Annotated in this window: 24 protein-coding genes; 12 read left to right on the top strand and 12 right to left on the bottom strand. The window is 67.6% G+C overall.

Annotated elements, in window-relative coordinates; translation table 11 throughout:
* The first annotated feature begins 184 nt into the window (after positions 1-184).
* The 3 genes from ACVJ6E_RS18880 (at position 185) to sigJ (ending at position 2,537) form a co-directional block, all read left to right on the top strand.
* Positions 185-787: a demethoxyubiquinone hydroxylase family protein gene (locus ACVJ6E_RS18880; protein WP_120270613.1), complete on the top strand. Its 603-nt coding sequence runs from the start codon at positions 185-187 to the stop codon at positions 785-787.
* 360 nt (positions 788-1,147) lie between these two features.
* A complete protein-coding gene (locus ACVJ6E_RS18875; RefSeq protein ID WP_120270614.1) occupies positions 1,148-1,612 on the top strand; it encodes a carboxymuconolactone decarboxylase family protein in 465 nt (154 codons plus the stop codon).
* Entirely contained in the window at positions 1,602-2,537 is a 936-nt protein-coding gene (gene sigJ / locus ACVJ6E_RS18870) for an RNA polymerase sigma factor SigJ (protein WP_120270615.1), read from the top strand. Before ACVJ6E_RS18875 ends, sigJ begins: the two co-directional genes overlap by 11 nt.
* A 21-nt stretch (positions 2,538-2,558) precedes the next feature.
* On the opposite strand, the gene aptA is transcribed toward sigJ, so the two are convergent.
* Positions 2,559-3,893 carry an omega-aminotransferase AptA gene (gene aptA, locus ACVJ6E_RS18865; RefSeq protein ID WP_208996889.1) on the bottom strand — a complete coding sequence of 445 codons (1,335 nt, stop codon included), beginning with the start codon at positions 3,891-3,893 and terminating at the stop codon, positions 2,559-2,561.
* A 138-nt stretch (positions 3,894-4,031) separates the two neighbouring features.
* On the opposite strand from aptA, the gene ACVJ6E_RS18860 reads away from it, so the two are divergent.
* Both ACVJ6E_RS18860 and ACVJ6E_RS18855 read left to right on the top strand, forming a co-directional pair.
* Entirely contained in the window at positions 4,032-4,598 is a 567-nt protein-coding gene (locus tag ACVJ6E_RS18860) for a cupin domain-containing protein (protein ID WP_067223052.1), read from the top strand.
* Positions 4,599-4,737: 139 nt separating this feature from the next.
* Positions 4,738-5,955, top strand: a complete 1,218-nt coding sequence (locus ACVJ6E_RS18855) for an SAM-dependent methyltransferase (RefSeq protein ID WP_120270617.1) — start codon at positions 4,738-4,740, stop codon at positions 5,953-5,955.
* On the opposite strand, the gene ACVJ6E_RS18850 is transcribed toward ACVJ6E_RS18855, so the two are convergent.
* Positions 5,952-6,665: a GntR family transcriptional regulator gene (locus ACVJ6E_RS18850; RefSeq protein WP_120270618.1), complete on the bottom strand. Its 714-nt coding sequence runs from the start codon at positions 6,663-6,665 to the stop codon at positions 5,952-5,954. The two genes, ACVJ6E_RS18855 and ACVJ6E_RS18850, sit on opposite strands and share 4 nt — an antisense overlap.
* Positions 6,666-6,923: 258 nt before the next feature.
* Here ACVJ6E_RS18850 and ACVJ6E_RS18845 point away from each other — a divergent pair, with 258 nt between their 5' ends.
* From ACVJ6E_RS18845 to ACVJ6E_RS18820, 6 genes are all read left to right on the top strand, one after another.
* A complete protein-coding gene (locus tag ACVJ6E_RS18845) occupies positions 6,924-8,012 on the top strand; it encodes an ABC transporter ATP-binding protein (RefSeq protein WP_120270619.1) in 1,089 nt (362 codons plus the stop codon).
* Positions 8,013-8,050: 38 nt separating this feature from the next.
* Positions 8,051-9,355, top strand: a complete 1,305-nt coding sequence (locus tag ACVJ6E_RS18840; RefSeq protein WP_120270620.1) for an ABC transporter substrate-binding protein — start codon at positions 8,051-8,053, stop codon at positions 9,353-9,355.
* A 119-nt stretch (positions 9,356-9,474) separates the two neighbouring features.
* The gene (locus ACVJ6E_RS18835; RefSeq protein WP_120270757.1) at positions 9,475-10,368 is read left to right on the top strand and encodes an ABC transporter permease; all 894 of its coding nucleotides are present in this window, start codon (positions 9,475-9,477) and stop codon (positions 10,366-10,368) included.
* Between the two features lies 1 nt (position 10,369).
* Positions 10,370-11,197, top strand: coding sequence for an ABC transporter permease (locus ACVJ6E_RS18830; protein ID WP_120270621.1), 828 nt, complete (start codon positions 10,370-10,372; stop codon positions 11,195-11,197).
* A gap of 13 nt (positions 11,198-11,210) precedes the next feature.
* Positions 11,211-11,957: an aspartate/glutamate racemase family protein gene (locus tag ACVJ6E_RS18825; protein WP_120270622.1), complete on the top strand. Its 747-nt coding sequence runs from the start codon at positions 11,211-11,213 to the stop codon at positions 11,955-11,957.
* Positions 11,954-12,784, top strand: coding sequence for a GNAT family N-acetyltransferase (locus ACVJ6E_RS18820; protein ID WP_120270623.1), 831 nt, complete (start codon positions 11,954-11,956; stop codon positions 12,782-12,784). The genes ACVJ6E_RS18825 and ACVJ6E_RS18820 overlap by 4 nt, the downstream gene beginning before the upstream one ends.
* Positions 12,785-12,800: 16 nt before the next feature.
* Here ACVJ6E_RS18820 and ACVJ6E_RS18815 read toward each other — a convergent pair whose 3' ends face one another.
* The 9 genes from ACVJ6E_RS18815 to ACVJ6E_RS18775 form a co-directional block, all read right to left on the bottom strand.
* Complete coding sequence (locus ACVJ6E_RS18815) at positions 12,801-13,589, bottom strand: TIM barrel protein (RefSeq protein WP_120270624.1); 789 nt, start codon at positions 13,587-13,589, stop codon at positions 12,801-12,803.
* A gap of 6 nt (positions 13,590-13,595) precedes the next feature.
* On the bottom strand, positions 13,596-14,246 hold the full coding sequence (otnC, locus tag ACVJ6E_RS18810; protein ID WP_120270625.1) for a 3-oxo-tetronate 4-phosphate decarboxylase: 651 nt from the start codon (positions 14,244-14,246) through the stop codon (positions 13,596-13,598).
* A complete protein-coding gene (otnK, locus tag ACVJ6E_RS18805; RefSeq protein WP_120270626.1) occupies positions 14,243-15,505 on the bottom strand; it encodes a 3-oxo-tetronate kinase in 1,263 nt (420 codons plus the stop codon). The genes otnC and otnK overlap by 4 nt, the downstream gene beginning before the upstream one ends.
* 2 nt (positions 15,506-15,507) lie before the next feature.
* On the bottom strand, positions 15,508-16,470 hold the full coding sequence (gene ltnD, locus ACVJ6E_RS18800) for an L-threonate dehydrogenase (RefSeq protein ID WP_120270627.1): 963 nt from the start codon (positions 16,468-16,470) through the stop codon (positions 15,508-15,510).
* Entirely contained in the window at positions 16,467-17,450 is a 984-nt protein-coding gene (denD, locus tag ACVJ6E_RS18795) for a D-erythronate dehydrogenase (RefSeq protein WP_120270628.1), read from the bottom strand. The genes ltnD and denD overlap by 4 nt, the downstream gene beginning before the upstream one ends.
* A 91-nt stretch (positions 17,451-17,541) precedes the next feature.
* Positions 17,542-18,291, bottom strand: coding sequence for a glucose 1-dehydrogenase (locus tag ACVJ6E_RS18790; protein WP_067223023.1), 750 nt, complete (start codon positions 18,289-18,291; stop codon positions 17,542-17,544).
* A 31-nt stretch (positions 18,292-18,322) separates the two neighbouring features.
* On the bottom strand, positions 18,323-19,600 hold the full coding sequence (locus tag ACVJ6E_RS18785) for a TRAP transporter large permease (RefSeq protein ID WP_120270629.1): 1,278 nt from the start codon (positions 19,598-19,600) through the stop codon (positions 18,323-18,325).
* On the bottom strand, positions 19,597-20,115 hold the full coding sequence (locus ACVJ6E_RS18780; protein ID WP_120270630.1) for a TRAP transporter small permease: 519 nt from the start codon (positions 20,113-20,115) through the stop codon (positions 19,597-19,599). The genes ACVJ6E_RS18785 and ACVJ6E_RS18780 overlap by 4 nt, the downstream gene beginning before the upstream one ends.
* A 70-nt stretch (positions 20,116-20,185) precedes the next feature.
* Positions 20,186-21,169 (bottom strand): TRAP transporter substrate-binding protein, encoded by a 984-nt coding sequence (locus ACVJ6E_RS18775; protein ID WP_185923917.1) that lies wholly within the window; start codon positions 21,167-21,169, stop codon positions 20,186-20,188.
* A gap of 206 nt (positions 21,170-21,375) precedes the next feature.
* Here ACVJ6E_RS18775 and ACVJ6E_RS18770 point away from each other — a divergent pair, with 206 nt between their 5' ends.
* On the top strand, positions 21,376-22,149 hold the full coding sequence (locus ACVJ6E_RS18770; protein WP_120270631.1) for a FadR/GntR family transcriptional regulator: 774 nt from the start codon (positions 21,376-21,378) through the stop codon (positions 22,147-22,149).
* Between the two features lie 91 nt (positions 22,150-22,240).
* On the opposite strand, the gene ACVJ6E_RS18765 is transcribed toward ACVJ6E_RS18770, so the two are convergent.
* Positions 22,241-23,698 carry an aldehyde dehydrogenase family protein gene (locus tag ACVJ6E_RS18765; RefSeq protein ID WP_120270632.1) on the bottom strand — a complete coding sequence of 486 codons (1,458 nt, stop codon included), beginning with the start codon at positions 23,696-23,698 and terminating at the stop codon, positions 22,241-22,243.
* Between the last annotated feature and the right edge of the window lie 29 nt (positions 23,699-23,727).

The following is a 23,727-nucleotide window of genomic DNA, read 5'->3' as shown; positions in this document are numbered from 1 at the left end:
GCCAGAGCACGGCGCCCCATCGCCGCAACATGGCACCCGGCGCCGCAGCACAGCCTGCGGTGCCGGGTGCCGCCGTTTTGGGTCCACGCATCCAAAAAGCGTGCGTCCCTCCTCTTGACGAGTTGCCGCCGCTCTTTCTGTACTGGTCGCTGCGTTGATCGGCGACAAGGGGCGAGCGACATCGATGAAGACCAGCCCGCCAGTCGCGCCCGACACCCGCGTCCGCGATCCGCAGCTCACCATCCGCCGCATTCTCAAGGTCAACCACGCGGGCGAGTTCGGCGCGATCCGGATCTACGGTGCCCAGATCGCGGTCGCCCGGCGCCTCTATCCCGACATCGTGCAGGCCCTGGAAGAGATGCGCGCCGACGAGATCGACCATTGCCGGCTGTTTCGCGAAGCGATGCCCGCGCGCGGCGCCCGGCCGTGCCGGATCATGTCGCTCTGGAGCCTCGGCGGCTATGTGCTCGGCGCCCTGACCGCGCTCGGCGGGCGCAACACGGTCTGGATCTGCACGGAGGCCGTGGAGAGCGCCGTCCACCGCCACCTGGAGGACCAGCTCGCCTTCCTTGCCGACCGTGATCCGCAGCTGCACGCCCTCATCGCCTCGATCCAGCAAGAGGAGCTGACGCATCTGCGCGAGGCCGAGAACAACCAGCAGGCGCGCGGCCTTTCCCGCGCCCTGCTGCTGCCGCTCGTCAGTGGCCTGACCGACCTGATGATCTGGCTTTCGACCTGGGGCGATTCCAGCTGGATGCGCGCGGAAATGGCCAGGGCCAGAAACTAATCCCCCAGGATCCCGATCAACCGAAATCTCCGCTTGTCTGACATCGCATTTTTCCATCGCTGACCCGAGGCGCGCTCGTGCGGGCGCCCGAACCGCCCCTCACTCGGCCCGAATTCGGATCGACGGCCCGGAGGCGATGGTTCAGCGACTTCGAGAGGCGCGCGCTGAAATTTCGCGATTTCGAGACGGAATTTTGCAAAATCCGTCTCGATTTCCGCGAAAGGCAAAGGACGGGGACAGGCACTCGAAATCGGCGGGAAGCGGCCCCCGCACGAGAGGGCAGATTTTTTTCACGCGCCATGTCACAGCGGGGGTAGCCCGAGCGTCTAAGGAGTGACACCAACGCACTGGAGACCTCCCATGACTGCCCGTCTCGACTACTACAATATCGCCCCCGACATGCTGAAACAGATGCTCGCGCTCGACGCGGCCGCGCGCGGCGGCACGCTGGAACGCGAACTCGTCGAGCTGGTGAAGCTGCGCGCCTCGCAGATCAACGGCTGCGCCTACTGCCTCCACATGCACTCGCGCGACGCGCGGGCCGGCGGCATGGACCAGACCCGGCTCGACCTGCTGCCGGCCTGGCGCGAATCCTCGCTCTACTCGCCGCGCGAGCGGGCCGCGCTTGCGTGGACAGAGGCGCTGACCCTGCTTGCGCAGACCGGCGCGCCGGACGAGGATTACGCCGGCATCGCCGAGCATTTCGACGAGGCGGAGCGGGTACAACTGTCGATGCTGATCTGCACCATCAACGCCTGGAACCGGCTGGCGGTGGGCTTTCGCAGCGAACACCCGAAGGGAACGGGCAAGGCCCATGCAGCATGACGCCGCGAGCAACGCGGTAGACACGTTCGAGAAGGTGCGGGGCCGGCTTACCGGCCTCGCCTACCGGATGACCGGCCTGCGCGCCGATGCCGAAGACGTGGTCCAGGACGCCTGGCTGCGCTGGCAGCGCACGGACCGCAGCAAGGTCGAGGAGCCGGAGGCGTTCCTGTCCACCGTCGTCACCCGCCTTTGCCTCGACCGGCTGCGCCGCCGCCGCCGCGAACAGGCGGCCTATGACGGCCCCTGGCTGCCGGAACCGATGCTCGGCGCGGCCGGCGGCGCACCTGCCGAGCCGCCGGAAGAGACCTTCGCCTCCGACATTTCCTTCGCGCTGATGCTGGCGCTGGAGCGGCTTTCGCCGCTGGAACGGGCGGCTTTCCTGCTCCACGACGTCTTCGATATCGGCTTCGGCGAGATCGCCGCCTCGCTGGGGCGCAGCGAGGCCGCCTGCCGGCAGCTCGCCAGCCGGGCCCGCGACAACATCCGCAAGGCGCGGCCGCGTTTTTCCGTCGATGAACAGGAGCACGAAGCCGTGGCGTCCGCCTTCCTGAACGCGGCACGGCAGAACGATGTCGAGGGGCTGAGCCGCTTGCTGGCCGAGGGAGCGGTGCTGCATTCGGACGGCGGCGGGCAGAAGATCGCGGCCCGCAACCTGATCCGCGGCGCCCTGCGCATTGCCCGGTTCTTTGCCGGCGTGGCGCGCAAGTTCGGCCGCCCGCCCGCCTGGCGCTGCCGGGTGCAGCTCAACGGACTGCCCGGGGAACTTGCCCTGGAGGCGGACGGTACCCGGCAGGCGACAGCCGTGGAGGTCGCCGATGGCCGCGTGCAGGCGATCTATCTGGTCCGCAATCCGGACAAGCTGGCGCGGCTATGGGCCGAGGCCGGCGGCCCGGACGAGGTGCCCGGGCCGACTGCTGTGTCCTAGGGCTGACGCCCCGCCTGCGCTTTACTGCGTGCGCTCGAGCACCTTGCGCAGCGTGCCGATCAGCTGAGCGATCTCCGCCTCGCCGATGGAGAGCGGCGGCGACATGGCGATGACATCGCCGGTGACGCGGATCATGCAGCCTTCCTGGAAGCAGGCCGTGAACACGTCGTAGGCGCGCGCGCCCGGCGCGCCGGGGCGGGAGGCGAGCTCGATGCCGCCGATCAGGCCGAGATTGCGGATGTCGATCACATGCGGCGCGTCCTTCAACCCGTGCAGCGCCTCTTCCCAGGCCGGAGCGATAGAGGCGGCGCGGGTCAGCAGCCCGTCGCGCTCGTAGATGTCGAGCGTGGCAAGGCCGGCGGCACAGGCGATCGGGTGGCCCGAATAGGTGTAGCCGTGGAACAGCTCGATCGTGCCTTCCGGCCCGTTCATGAAGGCATCGTGGATGCGGTCGGTGGTGAAGACCGCGCCCATCGGCACCGCGCCGTTGGTCAGGCCCTTGGCCGTGGTGAAGATGTCCGGCATGACGCCGAAGAACTGCGAGGCGAAGGGCGTGCCGAGGCGGCCGAACCCGGTGATCACCTCGTCGAAGATCAGCAGGATGCCGTGCTTGTCGCAGATCTCGCGCAACCGCTGCAGGTAGCCCTTCGGCGGCACCAGCACGCCGGTGGACCCGGCGACCGGCTCGACGATCACGGCAGCGATGGTCTCCGCGCCGTGCAGGCCGACGAGGCGCTCCAGATCATCGGCAAGATGCGCGCCCCATTCCGGCTGGCCGCGCGAGAAGGCGTTGTGCTCCGGCGCATGAGTATGCGGCAGGTGGTCGACGCCGGTCAGCAGCGTGCCGAAATGGCGACGGTTGTTGACGAGGCCGCCGACGGAGATGCCGCCGAAGCCGACGCCGTGATAGCCGCGCTCGCGGCCGATCAGGCGGGTGCGCGAGCCCTCGCCGCGGGCCCTGTGCCAGGCCAGCGCGATCTTCAGCGCCGTGTCGACGGATTCGGAACCCGAACCGGTGAAGAAGACGTGCTCGAAGCCGTCCGGCGCCAGATCCTTGAGCCGCTCGGCGAATTCGAACGCCAGCGGATGGCCCATCTGGAAGGACGGCGCGTAGTCCATCTCGAGCAGCTGGCGATGCACCGCATCGGCGATCTCGGTGTGGCCGTGGCCGGCATTGCAGCACCACAGACCGGCGGTGCCGTCGAGGATCTCGCGCCCGTCGTCGCTGGTGTAGTGCAGCCCCTTGGCACCGACCAGCATGCGCGGCGACGCCTTGAACTGGCGGTTGGCGGTAAAGGGCATCCAGTAGGCGTCGAGCTTGCGATTGCTCTTGCCCCGGGGCGTGTCGTCCAGCATGTCCATGGCGGCCTCTCTGGCGGTTTTTTGTCAGCGTGCAGCCTGCGCCCTTTTTCCATCCTGAAACAGTCTGTTTCTTGATTTTCGCAAGCCATTGTTTTTACTAGCCCGAGCAGAAAAACGTTCGGGATCGTAAACATGTCTAACGGCGGCGATGCGGAACTCGATATCGGCGGCAGGTTGCGGACGCTGCGCGCCGCGCACGGCCTGTCCCAGAGGACGCTGGCCAAACGGGCCGGCGTCACCAACGCGACGATCTCGCTGATCGAGTCCGGCCGCATGAACCCGTCCGTCGGCGCGCTGAAGCGGGTGCTCGACGGTATCCCCGTCAGCCTCACCGACTTCTTCGCCTTCGAGCCCGGCGCCGAGCGGCAGGTGTTCTTCCAGGCAGAAGAGCTCAAGGAAATCGGCAAGGGGAGGATTTCCTACCGCCAGGTCGGGGGTAACCTGTTCGGCCGGCGGTTACAGATCCTGCATGAACGCTACGAGCCCGGCGCCGATACCGGGCGCGCGCCGCTCTCGCATGATGGCGAGGAGGGCGGCGTGGTGATCTCCGGCCGGCTGGAGGTGACGGTCGGCGACCAGCGCAAGATCCTGGGGCCGGGCGATGCCTATGCCTTCGACAGCACCGAGCCGCACCGCTTTCGCGCCGTCGGGCCGGAGCCCTGCATCGTGGTCAGCGCCTGCACGCCGCCCAGTTTCTAGGCCGGCATTGGCCGCCTTTCGCTCGGCAGCGATGCCGTGCTAGGCTCGCCCTGCGGCGGGTCCTCCCGTCGCTCGCCTGTGCATGTGGACCGCCTCCCCGGCGGCCCGACCCGGACCCACATGAGCGCGAGCCCCACCCATGATCTTCCTGCGCATCCTTCGTACCATCCTTCGCCGCGGCAGCCTTGCCGTGATCGACAGGACCGGCCGCCGCCATCTTCTGGGCGACGGCTCGGAGCCGCTCGCAACCGTCCGCCTGTCGCCGCAGGCCTCCGATTGGCAGTTGGTCCGCAACCCGGTGCTCGGCATCGGCGAGGCCTATATGGACGGCAGCCTGTCGGTCGACGACGGCAGGCTGTACGAGTTTCTCGACCTGCTTGCCCGCAACTACGGTACGGAAGCCAGCCATCCCTGGCTGTCGCTGCTGGAGCGCGTCACCGCGCGGCTGAAACAGTCCAATCCGATGGGCCGAGCCCGGCGCAACGTCGCCCATCACTACGACCTGTCGCCGGCACTCTACGATCTCTTTCTCGACAGCGACCGCCAGTATTCCTGCGCCTATTTCCGCTCGCCCGACGACACGCTGGAAGAGGCGCAGCTCAATAAGAAGCGGCATATCGCGGCCAAGCTGATGCTCGACCGGCCGGGCCTGAAGGTTCTCGACATCGGCTCGGGCTGGGGCGGGCTGGCGCTCTACCTTGCCGAGGAGCACGGTGCCGAGGTCACCGGCGTGACGCTGAGCGAGGAGCAATATGCCCACGCAAACGCACGCGCTGCCCGCTCGCCGGCTGGCGACCGGGTGTCGTTTCACCTCAAGGACTACCGCGAGCAGCAAGGCCCCTTCGACCGGGTCGTCTCGGTCGGCATGTTCGAGCATGTCGGCAAGCGGCATTACCTCGAATATTTCTTGAGGCTGCGCGAGCTCCTTGCCGACGACGGCGTCGCGCTGATCCACGCCATCGGCTATTCGGACGTGCCTGCTCCGATCAACCCTTTCATCCGCAAGTACATTTTTCCTGGCGCCGACCTGCCGGCGATGTCGGAAGTGTTCACCGAAGTGGAGAAGACCGGGCTTTATGCTACCGATGTCGAGATCCTGCGGCTGCACTATGCGGAGACGCTGCGCCACTGGCGTGAGCGGTTCCTCGCCCGCAGCGACGAGGTTCTGAAGATCTACGACGCGCGTTTCCTCAGGATGTGGGAATTCTATCTGGCGCTGTGCGAGGTCGGCTTCCGGCGGCGCACCAACATGGTGTTCCAGCTGCAGCTGGCAAAGCGGATCGACACGGTGCCGATCACCCGGGACTACATGTTCGAGGCGGAGCGGGCGGCCGAGGCGCGCGAGACGAAGCTTTAGAAACCGAGCGCATCCTTCAGCGCCGGGGCGCGGCCCTGCGGAGCAAGGTCGAGGTCGGCCTCGATATGGTCGATATGTTCGCCGACCAGCCGGGCGAGCCGGTCCGCATCGCCCGCGGCCAGCGCGTCGAGGATGCCGCGATGCTCGGCATGGGCGCAGCTGGAAGCATCCGAGCGCCCATACAGCGCAATCACCAACGAGGAGCGGGCCACCAGCTCCTCCATGAAGCGGTGCAGAATGGCGTTGCCCGCCACCTCGGCCAGCAGCAGGTGGAAATCTCCGGATGCCTTGATCTCGGCCTGGCGCGCCTGCGGCCCGGCAGCGGCGATCTGGCTCGCCTCCTCGGCGATCAGCACGGCGAAACGCTCCAGCGCGGCCGCATCGACGCGGGCGCAGGCCTCGCGGGCGATGCCCGGCTCGATCAGGCGGCGGGAGGCGAAGATCTGCCGCGCCTCGTCGGGCGAGGGATTGGCGACGAATGCGCCGCGATTGCGCTCGCTGCGCACCAGCCCCTCGAAGGCCAGCATCTGCAGCGCCGCGCGCACGACCGTGCGGCTGACGTCGAACAGGGCGCCGACCTCTGCCTCCGACAGCTTGGTACCGGGTGCCAGCTTGCGCCCGACAATGGCCAGGCGCAGCCGGTCGCGGATCGCACCGGCGCGGTCGTCGGAGAGCTGGCCGCCGGCGGCGGCATGGTCGTAAGCGGTCATGGCATGTGATTCCCTGCCGTTCTTGTAGCGCGTTTCGCTCGCCGCGCACAGGGACCGCACACGATCCGCTGACTAGATTGCATACAATCTTTTCATGCTTTGCAGACAATCGCACAGAATCTGTGCAGCGCAGCAGAGCGCTCATTCAGCGGGCTGCCGCAACCTTCCCCGAAGCCCTTGCGATTCCTGACGAAGCGCCCGCGCGGTGCGACTGGCACACATGATGCATTGCAGCATGCACGTCAGAGGGGAACGCATATGAGCAAGGCTGCCGCCATCGACATTGCCTCCGTCACCAAGGTCTACGGGTCGACCACGGCCGTGCATGCGATCAGCCTGAAGATCCCGGCCGGCAGCTATTGCTGCCTGCTGGGGCCGTCGGGCTGCGGCAAGAGCACGACGCTGCGGATGATCGCCGGTCACGAAAGCATCTCAGGAGGCGATGTGCGGCTCGGCAACCAGGTGGTGACCGACCTGCCGCCGGCGCGGCGCGGCACCTCGATGATGTTCCAGTCCTACGCGCTGTTTCCGCATCTCGACGTCACCGACAATGTCGCCTTCAGCCTGAAGATGAAGGGCGTGGCAAAGGACGAGCGGCGGCGCCGGGCTCTGGACATGCTGCAGCTGGTGCATATGGAGCCCTACGCCTCGCGCCGGCCGGCGCAGTTGTCGGGCGGCCAGCAGCAGCGCGTGGCGCTCGCCCGTGCCTTGATCACCGATCCGCAGGCCTTGCTGCTCGACGAGCCGCTGTCGGCACTCGACCCGTTCCTGAAGGTGAAGATGCGCGCCGAGCTGAAGCGGCTGCAGGCCTCGCTCGGCATCACCTTCGTGCATGTCACCCACTCGCAGGAAGAGGCGATGGCGCTCGCCGACGTGATCGTGGTGATGAATGCCGGGCGGATCGAGCAGGCGGCCGCCCCGCGTGACGTGTTCGAGCGGCCCGCCACTGCCTTCGTCGCCCGCTTCATGGGCGATCACAATGTCATTTCCGGGCGCCTTGCGGGCCGCGACGAGCGCGGCGTCAACATCGCCCCGGCGGGCGGCGGGCTGTTTTCCGCCATAGGCGCGCCGCAGGACGCGGACGCGCCCATCGACATTGCCGTGCGTACCGACCGGGTGCGGATCGGCCCGGCCTCGGCACCCGGCCTCGGCTTCACCGGCGTCGTCGAGAACATCGAATATCGCGGCTCGTCGGTGAAGCTCACCGTCGCCGGAGCCGGCGTGGACGACTTCACAGCAATCGTCAGCGACACCGATTTCTTCGCCGCGCCCGTGAAGGTCGGCGATGCGGCGCCGCTCGCGTGGAACCGGGAGGACGCCATCGTCCTCGGCCGTCTCGCTTCCTGAAAAACCAAGGCCGACCATCACAAAGAGGGGAAATGACAATGACGACGACACCGACCAGCAAGACCGCCGCCGGTACCGGCGGGCTCTCCCGCCGCACGCTGTTGAAGACCGGCGCGGCCGCCGCCGGCCTTGTCGCGGGCAGCGGCGCCATCACCGGCTTCCCGACCATCTGGGCGCAGAACCCGATCACCCTGCGCCAGTTTGGCACCGGCGTGTCGAACCTCAATGCCATCGCCGAGAAGTGCAAGGAAGACCTCGGCATCACGCTGGAAATGACGGCGACCGATTCCGACGCCGCCGCCCAGCGCGCCGTCACCCAGCCGGATAGCTACGACATCGCCGATATCGAGTACTGGATCGCCAAGAAGGTGTTCCCGGCCGGCGTCATGCAGCCGATGGAGGTCTCGCGGCTGAAGTATTACGACAAGATCGTGCCGCTGTTCATCGACGGCAAGCTGGCGCCGGACAGCGTCATCGCGCAAGGCACGGCGCCGCACACCGTCGGCTTCGTCGACGGCAAGGACTCCACCACCTTCGCCAGCGCCCCGACCGACTGGCTGACCATGGTGCCGACGATCTACAACGCCGACACGCTGGGCATCCGCCCGGATCTGGTCGGCCGCGAGATCACCAGCTGGGCCGACATCATGGACCCGGCCTTCAAGGGCAAGACCTCGATCCTCAACATCCCCTCCATCGGCATCATGGACGCGGCGATGATCATGGAGGCACTGGGCGAGATCCAGTATGCCGACAAGGGCAACATGACCCAGGAGGAGATCGACAAGACCATCGACTTCCTCATCAAGGCAAAGAAGGACGGCCAGTTCCGCGCCTTCTGGAAGTCGTTCGACGAGAGCGTCAACCTGATGGCCTCGGGCGAGGTGGTGATCCAGTCGATGTGGTCGCCCGCAGTCGCCGCCGTGCGCTCGCGCGGCATCCCCTGCGTCTACCAGCCCCTCAAGGAAGGCTACCGCGCCTGGGGCGGCGGCATCGGCCTTGCCAAGCATCTTTCGGGCGCCAAGCTCGACGCGGCCTACGAATATATCGACTGGTACCTGTCCGGCTGGGTCGGCGCCTATCTCAACCGCCAGGGCTACTACTCCGCCGCCATGGAGACGGCGAAGGAGTACATGTCCGAGGACGAGTGGGGCTTCTGGGTCGAGGGCAAGCCGGCGCAGGGCGACATCCTGTCGCCGGACGGCAAGGTGATGGAAAAGGCCGGCGCCGTACGCGACGGCGGCTCCTTCACCGAGCGCATGGGCAAGGTCGCCTGCTGGAACTCGGTCATGGACGAGGACCGCTACATGGTCCGCCGCTGGAACGAGTTCATCGCCGCCTGACGCGCGCTTTTCCGCTCTCCCGGAACGGCTTGCCGCCCGGGAGAGCGGTTTCCCGCCCCTTACGAACCCCGCACCGGAGCCGAGGCATGACCGCTGCCGCCAATCCGCCTGCCGCCCCGATGAGCGAACCGGACGGGACGCCGCCCGCCCGCCGTCTCGCCCGCTTCGGCAAGGCTGCCGCCGCCTATCTGCAGGCGGCCCCGCTGGCGCTGATCCTCGGCGCCTTCCTGCTGGCGCCGCTGGCGATGATCGTCGCGGTGAGCTTCTGGGACTACGACTTCGCCCGGCTCTATCCCGACTTCGTGCTGACCAACTACATCGAGACGCTGGGCTCGGCGGTGACCTGGCGGATCTATCTCAACACGTTCAAATATGCCGTGATCGTCTGGGTCCTGACCCTCTTCATCGGCTTCTGGGTCGCCTATTTCCTCGCCTTCCACGTGCGCAGCCAGACCATGCAGATGGTGCTGTTCCTGGTCTGCACGGTGCCGTTCCTGACCTCCAACATCATCCGGATGATCTCTTGGATCCCGGTGCTCGGACGCAACGGGCTGGTCAACACGGTGCTCGTCGATCTCGGCATCGTGCCGGCCCCGGTCGAATGGCTGCTCTATTCCGATTTCGCCGTGGTGCTGGCCATGGTGCATCTCTACACGCTGTTCATGGTGACGCCGATCTTCAACACGTTGATGCGCATCGACCGTTCGCTCATCGAGGCGGCGCGCGATGCCGGCGCCTCCAGCCTCCAGGTGCTGACCAACGTGATCCTGCCGCTGACCAAGCCCGGCATGGCGATCGGCACGATCTTCGTCGTGACGCTGGTGATGGCCGACTTCATCACCGTCCAGGTGATGTCGGGCGGGCAGAGCGCCTCGGTCGCCCTGATGATGCGCAACCAGATGTCCTTGCTGCAATATCCGGCCGCCGCCGCGAATGCGGTGGTGCTGCTGGCCATCGTCCTCCTGCTCGTCGCCGCGATCCTGCGCGTCGTCGACATCCGCAAGGAGCTGTGAGATGAGCGAGCCCCGCGGCCTCGAGTTCTGGATCCTGGCGCTGTTCTTCGCGCTGTTCGTGGTGTTCCTCTACGGGCCGCTGTCGGCCATCGTCATCCTGTCCTTCCAAGGACCGGACGGCGGGCTGACCTTCCCGCTCAACGGCACCTCGCTGCACTGGTTCCGCAACCTGACGGAGCGCCAGGCGGTCGGCGATTTCGGCGGCAGCTTCCGCCGCTCGCTGGCGCTGGGTATCGGCGTCATGCTGGTCACCGTCGTGGTGTCGCTGCTGGCGGGCCTCGCCTTCCGCCGCCGCTTCTTCGCCGCAACGCCGCTGTTCTACCTCTCGGTCGCCAGCCTGGTGGTGCCCTCGATCATCGTCTCGCTCGGCATCGGCGTGATGTATCAGCAGGTGGGCCTGCGCCCGGCCTGGTACAGCTCCGCCTTCGGCGCGCACCTGACCTGGACCCTGCCCTTCGGCGTGCTGATCATGTTCGCCGTGTTCAACCGCTTCTCGCCCGCCTACGAGGAAGCCGCGCGGGACCTTGGCGCCAGCGCCTGGCAGACCTTCCTGCACGTTCTGCTGCCGATGATCGCGCCGATGCTGGTCGGCGTCGGCCTGTTCGGCTTCACCCTGTCCTATGACGAGTTCGCCCGCTCGCTGATGACCTCGGGCACCTACAACACCCTGCCGCTGGAGATCTACGGCATGACCACCAACGTCACGACACCGGTGCTCTACGCGCTCGGCACCGTGACGACGCTGTTCTCCTTCCTCGTCATCGTGGCAACGCTCGGTGCCATACTCTGGCTCGGCCGCCGCCGCGCCCGCGGCCAGGGCACCGCGTGACGGACGGCAGACAATGGACCTCCTGATCGTCAACCCGAACAGCACCGCCTCAATGACCCGCACCATCGAGGCCGCGGCCAAGGCCGTCGCGGCTCCTGGTACGCGGATCATCGCCGCTACTTCGCAGGCAGGCCCCGCCTCCATCGAGGGCTATTACGACGAGGCCCTGTCCGTGCCGGGGTTGCTCGCCGAAATCCGCGAGGGAGAATGGGCCGGCGCCCGGGCCGCGGTGATCGCCTGTTTCGACGATACCGGGCTCGATGCGGCACGAGCGATGGCGCGCATTCCGGTGCTCGGCATCTGCGAGGCGGCGCTATCACTCGCCGCCTTCGTTGCCCGCCGTTTCACCGTGGTGACGACGGCCGAGGCCGCACGCGTGCCGGTCGAGGATCTGGTCGCGCGCTACGGCATGGCGGGCCGAGCAAGGGTGCGCGCCGCCGGCATGTCGGTGTTGTCGCTGGAGGACCCGGCATCGGGTTCCGGCGAGCTGCTACGGGCAGAGATCCGGGCGGCGCTGACACAAGACCATGCGGAGGCGATCGTGCTCGGCTGCGCCGGCATGGCCGACCTTGCCCGCCGCCTGTCCGAGGAGTTCGGCGTTCCGGTAATCGACGGAGTGAGTGCCGCGGTGAAACAGGCGGAGGCGCTTGCCGCGCTCGGGCTGTTCACCTCCAAGCGAGGCGCCTATGCTGCCCCCTCGCCGAAGCGCTACAGCGGCGCCATGGCCTCCTTCGCTCCGATGCCGGCAGGGACCGAATGACCGAACAGACACTGCGCGCGCTTGCCCCCGATGAACTGCCCCTCCTGATCGACTGGGCCGCCGGCGAGGGCTGGAACCCCGGACTCGATGACGCCCCGGCCTTCCATGCCGCCGACCCCGGCGGCTTTCTGGGGCTCTTCCTCGGCACCGAAATGGCAGCGGGGATTTCCGCCGTCTCCTATGGGCCAGACTTCGGCTTCATCGGGCTCTACATCTGCCGGCCGGACCTGCGTGGCAAGGGACTGGGGCGCCGGGTCTGGGATGCCGGCATGGCAAGGCTCGGCGAGCGCTGCATCGGCCTCGACGGCGTGCCGGCGCAGGAAGACAACTACCGCAGCATGGGCTTTGCCGTCGCCTATCGCACCTTGCGCTTTTCGGGACAGGCGCCGGAGGCCGAACCGCCGGACGGCACACGCATCGCCCCGGCCGATCCCGGCGTTGCCGCCTATGACGCGGCTGTCTTCCCGGCCCCACGCGAGGCCTTCCTGTCCGCCTGGGTTTCGGGCCCGCGCGTCGCGCGCATGGCGATCAGGGACGGGCGCGTCGTCGGCTATGGCGCGGCGCGAAAATGCCTTCAGGGGTGGAAGGTCGGGCCGCTCTTCGCCGACACGCTGGCGGACGGGATGGCTCTCCTTGCCGCCCTCGGCGCAGCGACCGGCGGCGAGGAGCTGCATCTCGACGTGCCCGACACGGGGCACGGCTTCGGTAGGTGGCTGGACCAGGCCGGCTTCACGCAAGGGTTCGCCACCGCGCGCATGTACCGCAACGGCGTACCGGCGGGCGATGCGTCCCGCGTGCTTGCGACGACGACGCTGGAGCTCGGCTGAGGGATACGCGAGCGCCTCAGGCGCTCACAAACGCCTTCATCCAGCCAAGACCCTCACCGGTCGTGCCGCGCGGGCGGTATTCCGCGCCGAAATGGCCCCGATAGCCGGCGTCGCGCAGGGCCGGCAGCAGCCAGTCGTAGTCGACCTCGCCCCGGCCCGGCTCGCCCCGGTCCGGCACGGCAGCAAACTGGATATGGCCGATCAGGTCCATCCAGCGCTCGGCTTGGCGCAGCAGGTCGCCGCGCATGATCTGCATGTGGTAGCAGTCATACATGATGCGGATACCCTCGCCGCCGCAGTCCGAAATGATCGAAGCGGCGCTCTCGCAGTCCGACAGGAAGTAGCCCGGCACGTCGCGGGTGTTGATCGGCTCCAGCAGCAGGCTCACGCCCCTGGGTGCGGCCAGATCGCGGAAGCGGCGCAGGTTGGCGACGAAGGTGCGGCGCGCGGCCTCCCCGTCCGCCTTTCCAGCCATGACATGGATGTTGCCCGCGCCGATGGCCGCCGCGTAGTCGAGCGCCTGCGTGAAGGCGGCAAGCGCCTCGTCCTCGCGTCCGGCAAGGGCCGCAAGCCCGAACTCGCCCTTCGCCACATCGCCGCGCACGGTGTTGAGCCCGAGCACCGGCAAGCCGGTCTCCTTGAGGGCAGAGGCGAGCTCGGCTGCCGGCACCTCGTAGGGCCAGTGCAGTTCGACCGCGCCGAAGCCGGCAGCAGCGGCCGCATGCACCGCTTGCGGGAGCGCCAGATCGGTCCAGAGGAAGCCGAGATTGGCCGAAAGCGGCAGGGAGGTCTTGTTCACGGTCATCGCGCCTCAGTCCCATTCCACATCGAAGTGATCGACAATCGAGCGGATCTCGCCCTCGCTCAGGAGACGCGGGTTCATCCCGCGCAGCAAGAGGGCCAGACGGGCGGTCTCCTCCAGCTCCTCCATGGCGTAGACCGCCGCCTCAAGGTCCTTCGCCGCCACCACCGGGCCGTGATTGGCCAGCAGCACGGCGCTGCGGCGACCGGCAAGCCCGCGGATCGCCTCGCCCATGGCAGCATCGCCCGGACGGAAGAAGGGCAGCAGCTTCACCTTGCCGAGCCGCATGATCGAATAGGGCGTGAGCGGCGGCAGCACATTGTCCGGGTCCACCTCCGGCAGCATCGACAGGGCGACGGAATGGCTGGAATGCAGGTGGACGATGGCCCCGGCCTTGGCGCCGCGCGTCTCGTAGAACGCCGAATGCAGCGGCATTTCCTTGGTCGGTGCATCGCCGTCGACATGCCGCCCCCCCGCATCGAAGCGCGACAGGCGGCCGGGATCGAGACGGCCGAGCGAGGTGCCGGTGGGCGTGACCAGCAAGCCGCCGTCGGAGAGGCGCAGCGAGATGTTTCCCGAGGCCCCGCCCGTCAGCCCGCGGTCGAACATGGAGCGGGCGAGCGTGCACAGAAGCTCGCGCTGCCGCGCTTCCTCGCTCATGCGGCCCCCTTTTCGGACAGGATCGCCAGCGCGCGCTCGAAGAAGTCCTCGCCGCCGAAATTGCCGGACTTCAGAGCCAGCGCCAGCTCGGCCCCTTCAACGCGCAGAGCCGGCACGCCGGGATCGATCTCCGGCCCGATGCGCAGCGCCTCGCAGCCGAGGCCGCGCACCACCGCGCCCGAGGTCTCGCCGCCGGCCGACACGATGCGGCGGATGCCGGAGCGCGCGAGCTCGCCGGCAAGATCGGCGAACAGGGTTTCGATGGCGCCCGCCAGCGTCTCCGTTCCATAGACGCCCTGAGCGCGCCGCACCTCCTCCGGATCGGCCGAGGAATAGACGAGCGGCGCCGCGTCCTGGTTCTCCAGCACGAACGCGCGCAAGGTCGCGACGGTGGTCTTGCCGGACATGACCTCGTCGGCCGTCACTTCCAGCGAAGGATGGTTCGCCTTGTAGCGCGCGACCTGCGCACGGGTTGCGCGCGAGCAGGAGCCCGACAGCACGACGCCAGGACCGTCGACCCCGGCAAAGCTGTCGCTGCCACCGGCAAGCTCTCCCGCACGGCGGAAGTTCTCCGGCAGGCCGAGCGCAACGCCGGAGCCGCCGGTGATCAGCACCAGCCCTTCCGCCGCTGCGCCGATGGCGTGAAGATCCGCATCCGCGATCGCATCGACGACCACCGGGCCGGCACCGGCCGCAAGCTCGCGGGCCAGGCCCGCGGCGATGCCTTCCGCCCCCTTGGCGACGTCGGCATGGGCGACATGGCCGACCTTGCGCGGCGTCTGCAGGGAGAGCCAGCGGCGGATGTCCGGATCGGTCATCGGCGTCAGCGGGTGATCCTGCATGCCGGACTCGCTGAGCAGCCGGTCGCCGACGAAGAGATGACCCTGGTAGAGCGTGCGGCCTGTGCCGGGAAAGGCCGGGCAGACGATGGCGGTCTTCGCGCCGAGCCGGTCCATCAGCGCGTCGATCACCGGGCCGATATTGCCTTGCGGCGTCGAATCGAATGTCGAGCAGTATTTGAAGAAGATCTGCCGGCAGCCCTGCGCCAGCAACCAGTCGAGCGCTGCCAGCGACTGCTCCACCGCCTCGGCCACCGGAACGCTGCGGGTCTTCAGCGCAACGACGCCGGCCTCGACGCCGGGCGCGGCCGGGCCGTCCGGCAGGCCGCAATACTGGGTGACCGCCATGCCGCCCTTGACCAGCGTGTTGGCAAGGTCGGAGGAGCCGGTGAAGTCGTCGCCGATGCAGCCGAGCAGCATGGTCAATCCTTGTCGCTGGAAGTCCCGCCCAAAACGTCCGCGCCTGATGCCGGAACGCCCGGCAGGGCGATGTTGCCCTCGCGGGCGTAGATCTTGGCGACCGCCACGTCGCCCTCGCGGCCAAGGCCCGCGTCATGAGCAGACCGGAAGCGGGCGAGCGCCGTTTCCGTCAGCGGAACGGAGAGCCCGCCGGCGGAGGCCGCCTCGGCGACGATGCCGAGGTCCTTGACGAAGATATCGACTGCCGAATGCGGACGATAGTCGCCGTCGGCGATGAAGGGGCCTCGGTTCTCGAACATCCAGGACGAGCCGGCGCAGCGGGAGATCACCTCCACCATGCGCGCCACTTCGATGCCCTGGCCGACGCCGAAGGTCAGCGCCTCGGCGGTGGCGGCAATGTGGACGCCGGCCAGCAGCTGGTTGACCACCTTCATGGCCGAGCCGGGACCGGCGCGGTCGCCGAGCTCGAACACCGTCTCGGCCATCGCATCGAGCGCGGGACGGGCGGCAGCGAAGGCGTCCGCCGTGCCGGAGGCCATGATCGACAGGCGCCCCTCGGCGGCACGGACCGCGCCGCCGGAAATTGGTGCATCGAGATAGAGCAGGCCGGTTTCGGCAAGCTTCGCCTCGAAGCGCACGGCATGTTCGGGGGCGAACGTGGCGCAGGAGACGACCACGGTACCGCGGGCAAGATGCGGCGCGATGCCGTCCTCGCCGAAGAGCACGGCCTCGGTCTGGGCCGCATTGACGACGACGAGCACGACAGCCGAGGCCTTGCGAAGGGCGGCATCGCGCGCGGCGCGGTCGGAGGCAATGCGCCCGCCATCCGCCTCGAAGGCAGCCATGGCCGCCTGCTCCCGGTCGATGCCGGTGACATCGAGGCCGGCGCGCAGCAGCGAGCGCGCCATGCCGAGCCCCATGGCACCGAGGCCGATGACGACGAGCGGACCGGGGGCGGTGGTCATGATGCGGCTCCCGCGTGATCCTCGAGATAGGCGGTGATGATCGCGTCGATGGAGGCATCGCCGGCAAAGCCGAGATCGAGCGCGCGGCGCGTGTCGAATGCCTTCGGCCAGGTGGAGATGATCGCCTCGACGGCAGGATCGGGCTGGTGGCGGATCAAGGCGACCGCCTCATCGCCCGCCACCTTGCGCAGCGCCTCGATCTGCTCGCCGACGGTCACGGAGACGCCGGGCAGGGTGATGTTGCGACGCCCGCCCATCGCGGCGGTGTCGAGATCGCCGGCATGGACGAGATAGCCGACGGCCGCGCGCGGGCTGGCCAGCCAGTGGCGCACGTCGGTGCCGACCGGAAGCACGGCTTCCTTGCCGGCAAGCGGCTCGCGCAGGATGGAGGAGAAGAAACCGGAGGCCGCCGCATTGGGCTTGCCCGGCCGGATGACGATGGTCGGCAGCCGCAGGCCGATACCGTCGAAGAAGCCACGGCGGCTGTAGTCGGTCAGCAGCAGCTCGCCGATGGCCTTCTGGGTGCCGTAGCTCGACAGCGGCGTGACCACGTAGTCGTCGCCGATCACATCGGGCAACGGAATGCCGAACACCGCCAGCGACGAGGTGAACACGACACGAGGGCAATAGCCCGAGCGCGCGTTCTCGGCGCGGATCGCCTCGAACAGGTTGCGAGTTCCGTCGAGATTGATCCGGTAGCCCTTCTCGAAATCGCGCTCCGCCTCGCCGGAGACGATCGCGGCAAGGTGATAGATGACGTCGGGACGGGAGGAGACAAGGCGCTCGGCCTCGCCGGGCGCGCACAGGTCGCCGGTCTCGACCGAGACGGGAATGCCGCCCTCCGGCGCGCGGGCCGGGACGACATCGAAAAGGGTCATGTGCGAAAGCGCGGCACCGGCGAGGGTCCCGCGCGCGGTCAGCGCCCCGGCCAGCCCCTGGCCGAGCATGCCGCCGCCACCGATGATGAGGCAGGTCGTCATTGTCACTCTCTCCTTGCGGGCGGCTGGGCCGGGCGCGATATCCGGCGCCGCACCCGGAAGGGGCGGGCGCCGGATGTCTTTCATGGGAGCCTTAGATGCAGCGGCCGCCGTCGACTTCCAGCAGCACACCGGTCACGAACTCGGCCTCGTCGGAGGCGAGGAAGCCGCAGGCCTTGGCAATGTCGAGCGGACGCGACATACGGCCGAGCGGGATGCCGGCGATGATCTTCGCGCGGGTCTCTGGCGTGTCGTCGCCCGGCAGGAACTGGCCCGTCAGGCCGGTTTCGCCCATCACCGGGTTGATGCCGCACACGCGGATCTTGCGGTCGGCGAGCTCCACGGCCATCGAGCGGGTGATGGCGATGGCGGCGCCCTTGGAGCCGTTGTACCAGGTCAGGCCCGGACGCGGACGCACGCCGGCAGTCGAGGCGATGTTGATGATGACGCCGCCGCCGTTCTTCTCCAGCACCGGCACCGCATGGATCGCCGCGTGGTAGATCGACTTGACGTTGACCGCGTAGACCTTGTCGAAGGTGGCCTCGTCGACGAGCAGCATCGACTGGTTCTTGTGGGTGGTGCCGGCATTGTTGATGAGGATGTCGAGCTTGCCGAACGCGTCGAGCGCGGTCTGCACCATCGCCTTGGTGGACTCGCTGCTGGTGACATCGGCCGTGCAGGCCACGGCAGACGCGCCGATGTCGCCGGCGACCTTTTCCGCCGCATCGCCGCGAATGTCGGCGACGACGACCTTGGCACCCTGCTCGGCGAAGTAATGGGCAATGCCCTCGCCATAGCCGCCGCCAGCGCCGGTGACGATTGCCACCTTGTCCTTCAGTTTCATTGCAGTCTCCCGAAAAAAGGCAGCGCCATCGCTACCTGTAGAACAGCTCGACGAGGCCGAGCGAGATGAACGGCACGTACGTCACCAGCAGCACGCAGCCCATCACCACCAGAACCATCGGCACCAGGGCCGGGATGATCTTCTGGATGGATATCTTTGCCACCGCACAGGCGGCGAAGAGGTTGACCCCGACCGGCGGCGTGAACATGCCAAGCGCCAGGTTGACCACGATGATCAGGCCGAAATGCACCGGATCGACGCCATAGGCGATGGCGATCGGCGCCAGGAGCGGCGCGAGCACCAGGATGGCCGCCGAGGTCTCGACAAACATGCCGACGATGAAGAGGAAGACGTTCACTGCCATCAGGAAGCTGATGCGGTCGGTGAACACCTGCTGCACCCATTCGGCGATGATCGCCGGCAGGCCCGAACGGGTGACGAGGAACGAGAACAGGCCCGCGCCGGCGATGATGATCATGATCACCGTGCTGGAGATCGCCGAGGTGCGCAGCGCCGTGTAGATCTTGGCGAATGTCAGCGAGCGATAGACGAAGAGGCCGACGAACAGCGCATAGACGACCGCGATGGAGGACGCCTCGGTCGGCGTGAAGATGCCGCCATAGATGCCGCCGAGCACGATCACCGGCATGAGCAGCGCCCAGCATGCATGCACCAGGGCCTCGAAGAAGGGCTTGCGCCCGTCGCCGTCCATCTTGCCGTAGCCCTTCACCCGGCACAGGATGATCAGGTAGATGAAGAGAGCGCTGGCAACCAGGATGCCGGGTCCGATGCCGGCCAGGAACAGCTGGCCGATGGAGGTTTCCGTCGCAACGCCATAGAGGATGAGCGGGATCGACGGCGGGATCAGCACGCCGAGCTCGGCCGAGGAGGCCTGGATGGCGGCAGCGGTGCCGACCGGATAGCCATGGCGCACCATGGCCGGAATGAGAATGACGCCGATCGCGAAGGTCGTGGCAACCGAGGAGCCGGAGACCGAGGCGAAGATCATGCAGGTGACGACGCAGGTGCAGGCAAGGCCGCCCTGGATGCCGCCGACCATCGACTTGGCCAGCTCCACCAGACGCTCGGATATGCCGGCGGCCGCCATCAGGTTGCCCGACAGGATGAACAGCGGAACAGCCAGCAGCGGGAAGGAGTCGAGGCTCGCGAAGATGCGCTGCACGGCAAGCAGCAGGGGCACCGTCGAGAAGAACTGGATGCCGAAGGCGCTGGCAAGGACCAGAGACACGCCGATGGGAACGGCGGCGGCAAAGAGAATCAGCAGCGAAAAGGCCAGAGCCGCGTTCATACCTGGCCCTCCACATCCTTCAGTTCGTCGGAGCGCACATCGTCCTGGCCGGTGAAGCTGACAATGGTCCGGGCGATCACGCCCGGCACGGCCAGCAGCGCACCGGCCGGCAAGGCCGCATAGACCCATGCGATGCTGATCTCAAGGCCGGCAAGGTTCTGCCGCTGCACGCGCAGGGCCATGGCCGTGCCGTACCAGATCAGCATGGCAAGGAACGTCAGCGAGGCGATGGCGATGACGATGGTCAGGACCTGCCGCAGCGGCTTCGGCCCGACATCGATCAGGAAATCGACGGCGATCATCGCGCCCTGGCGGAACGCGGCGGCAAGGCCGAGGAAGACCATCCACATCATCGCCGAACGGGCTGCCACTTCCGACCAGGCGGAAGGATGCCCGAACACGAAGCGTGTCACGACCTGATAGAAGGTGAGAGCGACGATCACCGCCAGCGCGACGATGGACAGCTCGAGAGCGACACGGGTGACCCGGCGCTCGACGGCGAAGAACCATTGCATGATCGAACTCCTGCCGGGGCGGCCGCGTACGGCCACCCCGGGACTTCGGAGGGCGAGGCCTGGGAGGGCCTTACTGCTGGGCGGCCTGGATGCGCTTCAGCATCTCGTCGCCGTACTTCGCCTTGAAGGTGTCATAGGCGGGGGCGACGGCCTTCTGGAAGGCAGCCTTGTCGACATTCTCCACCACGTTCATGCCGTTCTTGCGCAGCAGCTCGACACCGTTGGCCTCATCCGACTCGACCTTGGCGCGGGTCGCCTCGACGGCAACCTTGGCAGCCTCGCGGAACCAGCCCTTCTCCTCGTCGGAGAGGCCGTCCCACAGGCTCGGCGAAGCGAGAATGATGGCCGGAGAGTAGACGTGGCCGGTCAGGGTCAGGTTGCTCTGCACTTCCCAGAACTTCGAGGCGGTGATCACCGGGATCGGGTTTTCCTGGCCGTCGATGACGTTCTGCTGGAGTGCGGCGAAGACCTCCGGGAAGGCCATCGGCGTCGGCGAAGCGCCAGCGGCACGGAAGGCTTCCATGTGCACCGGGTTCTCCATGGTGCGGATCTTCAGGCCTTCGAGGTCGGCCGGAGTGTTGATCGGACGGCTGGAGTTGGTGACATGGCGGAAGCCGTTCTCGGTCCAGGCGAGGGCGACGAGATTGTTCTCGCTGACCTTGTCGAGCAGCTCCTGGCCGATCTCGCCATCGAGGATGCTGCGCGCGGCCGCATAGTCCTTGAACAGGAACGGCAGGTCGAGAACGAGCGCCTCGGGAACAAAGTTGCCGAGCGGGCCGGTCGAGGACACGGTCAGCTCGACCGAGCCGATCTGCAGACCCTCGATCACGTCGCGCTCGCCGCCGAGCGCGCCGGCGGCCTGCTCACGGATCTCGAACTTGCCGCCGCTGAGCTCGGAGAGCTTCTTGCCGAAGGCCTGGACGCCCATGCTGTAGTGAGAGTTCTGCGCTGTGGAATGCGCGAAATTGAGAACGGTCTGCGCAAATGCGCTGCCGCTCATCGCGACCGAAAGGGCGACGGCGGACACAACTGTCAAACTGCGGAAACGAAACATAGCGATATCCTCCCTGGTGTCTCCTGCACCGGGGGCGGAGTTTGGAGGCGATCGCCCATCCAGTCAACACGTTTTACAACTTCTCTGTAACTGGTATGATGATCACTTCGCTTTGCCCGAAACACCCGAACATAGCAGTTTGGGCAATCCGCAACCTCAAAGCGCCGATGTTGACCGCACGGCAGGTTTGACCAATAAGTCGAGACATGGACAAGGCCGCACCGACATCGCGGTCGGCGGACTTTTCCTTCGCCGACCTTCAGCAGAGCAAAGCCGAGCGGCTGGCCGACCGGATCTACGAGAACCTGTTCCACGCCATCGTCACCGGCATGATCACCGCCGGCACCAAGTTGCCTTCCGAAAACGTGCTCGCCGGCGAGTTCGACGTGTCCCGCCCCGTACTGCGCGAGGCGCTCGACAAGCTGCGCGAGGACGGGCTGATTTCCTCGGTGCGCGGCTCGGGCAACTACGTGCAGAACGCGCTCGGCGCCAGCCGCGAGCGGACCAGCGGAGGCGACGACGACCGCGATGCGCTCGAGCGCATCGGCGACATGCTGAACGGCATAGAGCTACGTCTGATCGTCGAGCCGCAGGCGGCCTATCTCGCCGCGAAGCGGCGCGGACCGGCGGATATCGAGCGGCTGCGCGAGGCGCTCGACCGCTTTTCCGAGGCGATGCACACCAACGCGATCATGCATTATCACGACTATGCGTTCCACGAGGCGGTGGCCATCGCCACCTGCAATCCGCGCATCGTCAAGACACTGAAATCGCTGGAATATGACGTCTCCCGCTCGGTGACCCTGATGCGCTTCCTGGTGAAGTTCCAGCCGCTGGTGCGCGCCGAGGCGGTGCAGGCCGAGCACGAGGAAATCTTCCGCCACATCGAGGCGGGCGCGGCGACCAAGGCCAAGCGCGCGATGCGCAATCACATCGAGCATGCCCGCACGCGCATGATGAACAGCCGCCCCGGCTTCTAGCCCTCTTCCGATCGCCCGAACCCGGCCCGCAAAACGAAACGGGCGGAACCCGAAGGTCCCGCCCGCACGATCTCGTTGCGATGTCCGCGGCTCAGCCGTGCTTGAGAACCACCGTCTTGATGGTGGTGAAGCTAACCATGCCCTCGAACGCCTTCTCGCGGCCGTAGCCGGAGCGCTTCATGCCGCCGAAAGGCAGCTCGATGCCGCCGCCGGCGCCGTAGTTGTTGATGAAGACCTGGCCCGCCTCGATGGCGTGGGCGCAGCGCATCTGCCGGCCGCCATCCTGGGTCCAGACGGAGGCGGTGAGCCCGTAGGGCGTGCCGTTCGCAAGGCGAATCGCCTCGGCCTCGTCGTCGAAGGGGAAGGCCGCCAGGACGGGACCGAAGATCTCGTCACAGGCAAGACGGCTGTCGGGAGCCGCACCGTCCAGCAGCATCGGCGGGAAGTAGTAGCCACCGTCCGGGGCATCGGCGTTCTTCTGCGCCTGAGCGACAACCCGCGCGCCGTCGGCAAGCGCCGCCTCGACGAGCTCGGTGACCCGGCGCAGCTGGCGGGCGCTGACGATGGGACCGCAATCCGGGTCGTCGATGCCCGGGCCGACCTTCAGCGCGGCGAAACGCTCGGCGAGCCGCTTCATCACTTCCGGATAGATCGACCGCTCGATGAGGACGCGGCTGCCGGCAGCGCAGGTCTGGCCGGCGTTCTGCACGATGGCGTTGACGACGACCGGCAGCGCCTCGTCGAGATTCGCATCGGCGAACAGGACCTGCGGCGACTTTCCGCCCAGTTCCAGCGTGACGGGCACGTGGTTTTCCGCCGCCGCCTTCGCCACGGCGGTGCCGGTCTGGGGCGAGCCGGTGAAGGAGATGTGGTTGATGCCCGTATGGCCGGCGAGCGCGGCGCCCGCCTCCATGCCGAAGCCGCAGACGATGTTGAGCGCGCCGGCCGGAAGGCCGGCTTCGAGCGCCAGTTCGGCGAGGCGCAGCGGCGTCAGGCAGGCGTCCTCCGCCGGCTTGACGACGCAGGCATTGCCGGCGGCCAGCGCGCCGCCGACCGAGCGGCCGAAGATCTGCGAGGGGTAGTTCCACGGGATGATGTGGCCGGTGACGCCATGGGGCACCCGCAGCGCCAGGACGGTCATGCCCTTGGAATAGGGGATGGTTTCGCCGTGATGCTTGTCGGCGGCCGAGCCGTAATACTCGAAGTAGCGGGCCGTGGCGGTGATGTCGTTACGCGCCTGGGCGAGCGGCTTGCCGGTGTCGAGGCACTCCAGCTCGGCCAGTTCCTCGGCATGCTCGAGGATCAGCGCGGAAAAGCGCATCAGGATGCGGCCACGCTCCAGAGCGCTCTTGGCGCCCCATTCGCCCTCGAATGCGGCGCGCGCCGCTTCGACCGCCCGGTCGACCTCGGCCGCGCCGCCGCGCGGCAGACGGGCGAAGACCCGGCCGTCCGCCGGATCCACGACGTCGATGCCGCCGTTTTCCGCGCGATCGACGACCTTGCCGTTGATGATATGGCCGAAGGCCGTGATGGATGTCCTGTCGAGCATCTCTTTGCTCCTGAAAGTGACTGGAAACG

Source organism: Stappia sp. G46H5W, from assembly GCF_058448995.1.
The sequence above is the reverse complement of the archived record's forward strand: the minus strand, read 5'-3'. Positions and strand labels throughout refer to the sequence as shown.